We start from the raw sequence: 2,666 nt of genomic DNA, 5'->3' as shown, positions 1-2,666 counted from the left end.
TGTAGCTGTTCTTCGTTCAGTGCAAGGTGCAATTTAACCAAAACCCAACAACCTAGATAGGCGTTTTCGCATTTATCGTGAAACGCTTTCGCGTTTTTCGTGCGCCGCTTCAGCCGGAGCTACTGTCATCAACCTTCCTGATAATGTGGGGTATACAACGCCGCAAGAATATGGACGGATGTTCCGCTATATAAGAGAAAATGTGCCGAATATTCATAGAGCAGCACTGTCCTGCCACTGTCATGATGACTTAGGTATGGCAGTGGCCAACTCGCTTGCAGCGGTGGAAAATGGCGCTACTCAAGTGGAAGGTACAATTAACGGCATTGGGGAACGCGCAGGCAATGCAGCATTAGAAGAAATCGCCGTTGCTTTAAATATTCGCAATGACCGCTATCCATTCACAACGAATCTAGTGTTAAAAGAAATCAAGCGCACAAGTGACTTGGTGAGCCGCTTTACTGGGATGAAGGTCCCTGGCAATAAAGCCGTTGTTGGAAAAAATGCCTTCGCTCATGAATCAGGAATTCATCAGGATGGCGTGTTAAAAAATGCCTTGACCTACGAAATTATTACGCCTGAATTGGTTGGCGTTCAATCCAATGACCTTGTTCTTGGAAAACATTCAGGCCGCCATGCCTTTAAGGACAAAATTGAGCAGATGGGCTTCGATTTATCTCAAGAGAAGCTGAACGAAGCATTCAAATCATTTAAGCAATTAACTGACAGCAAAAAAGAAGTAACAGATGAAGATTTATATACGATTTTACTAGATATCCAAACAGCTTCTGTTGATGTGAAAAAGTATGAGCTTGTCGCTTTCCAAGTTCAAAGCGGTTCTGGAAACCTCCCTACCGCCACTGTCGCTCTCACGACTCCATGCGGTAACCGGGTAGAGACAGCAAGAACTGGCAGCGGAAGTGTTGAAGCATTATACAACACATTAGAAGCATTAATTGAAGAAAAAATTCATCTCACTGATTTCAACTTGACCTCCGTTGGTAAAGGGCGGGACGCACTTGCTGAAGTCCACGTGAAAATGACGGTTAACAATACTGCAGTAAGCGGACGCGGATCCGCCCAGGACGTCCTAGAAGCATCAGGCAAAGCCTTCCTGAACGCAGTCAACAGAGTATTCTACAACCAAAAAGCAATTGCAAAAGAACCAGCGGTGTTGTAAATGGTGTCAGGCACCATTTACTGTATACAGATAGTACAAAGGGTGTCAGGCACCCAAAAAAAATGAGGAGGTTGCTTCTAATGAAAAAACATATTGTTCTACTTCCCGGTGATGGTATCGGCAAGGAAGTTATTAATTCGGCAAAAGATGTGTTACAGGCAATTGCTGAAGAATATAATCATAGTTTTAGCTTCGAAACCCATGAAATCGGAGGAGCAGCCATTGACCAATACGGCACTCCCCTTCCCGATTCAACGGTTGATGCCTGTAAGGAGGCGGATGCTGTATTATTAGGTGCCGTCGGCGGGCCAAAATGGGATCAAAATCCTTCCCACTTACGTCCTGAAAGAGGATTGCTTGGAATCCGCAAGGCACTCGATTTATTTGCTAACTTAAGGCCCGTTAAAGGTTTTAAGAACCTGCTCCATGCTTCACCATTGAAGGAAGAAGTGGTTTCAGGAAAGCGACCTCCTTATTGTACGTGAATTAACTGGCGGACTTTATTTCGGAAGACCAAGCGAGCGCCGTGACAACGGAAATTCTGTTGTTGATACGCTTGCATACACTCGTAAAGAAATTGAAAGAATTGTAGATAAAGGCTTTCAATCAGCCCAAAAGCGGCGCGGTCATTTGACCTCTGTAGATAAAGCCAACGTCTTAGAATCCAGCAAGCTTTGGCGAGAAGTGGTGGAAGAAAAAAAGCAGTGTATCCAGACGTCGCTGTTGAACATGTTTTAGTTGATGCAGCAGCAATGAAACTGATTACGAATCCAACTCATTTTGATGTCATTGTTACGGAAAATTTGTTTGGTGATATTTTAAGTGATGAGGCATCTGTCTTAACAGGTTCACTTGGGATGCTTCCATCTGCCAGCCTTCGTGAAGATGGCCTTGGCCTTTATGAACCAGTTCACGGCTCTGCCCCGGATATTGCCGGTAAGGGGATCGCTAACCCGGTTGCGATGATTCTTTCTGCGGCCCTTATGCTTCGTTATTCATTCCAAATGGAAGATGAAGCAAAAGTCATTGAGGAGGCTGTTCAATCCATTCTTGATGCCGGCTTCCACACAGGTGACCTTCAGGTTGCAAACGGCCGCCTTGTTGGGACCGCGGAAATGACTAAACTAATTGTCGATTATATTAAGTCTCAAAATGCTTCTAAATGTATCGCCAGCTGCTATTATTAAGAAACTTTTTGGGGTAAACCGTCTTATTGGACGGTTTACCCTTATAAATCTAGGGGAGATAAGGATATCCTCTGATTGGGGTGCGTTATCCGCCAATTGAAGCAGGGTATTCGCTGATTGGAGTGCTTTATCCGCCAATTGAAGCGGGATATCCGCTGATTGAGGTGTGATATTTGCTAATTACCGTGAAATTAAATTTATTAACGTGAGGAAGGAAGCTATGCAAACACCAAAAACGATTATCCAAAAAATTTGGGAACAGCATGTTGTCCATCAAGAAGAAGGAAAACCAGATTTAC

At 44.1% G+C, this 2,666-nt stretch carries 2 pseudogenes; both read left to right on the top strand.

What is annotated here, in order from left to right:
* Window positions 1-112: 112 nt before the first annotated feature.
* Window positions 113-1,180 (top strand): annotated as a pseudogene (locus tag ACO1D1_RS14055) (2-isopropylmalate synthase); the annotation flags it as partial.
* Between the two features lie 80 nt (window positions 1,181-1,260).
* Window positions 1,261-2,367: pseudogene (gene leuB / locus ACO1D1_RS14050) on the top strand (3-isopropylmalate dehydrogenase).
* The last annotated feature ends 299 nt before the right edge of the window (window positions 2,368-2,666 follow it).

The organism is Neobacillus sp. 19, assembly GCF_049463095.1.
In the GTDB taxonomy this organism is placed as follows: Bacteria; Bacillota; Bacilli; order Bacillales; family Cytobacillaceae; genus Neobacillus.
This window is presented reverse-complemented; position numbering and strand designations above follow the sequence as displayed.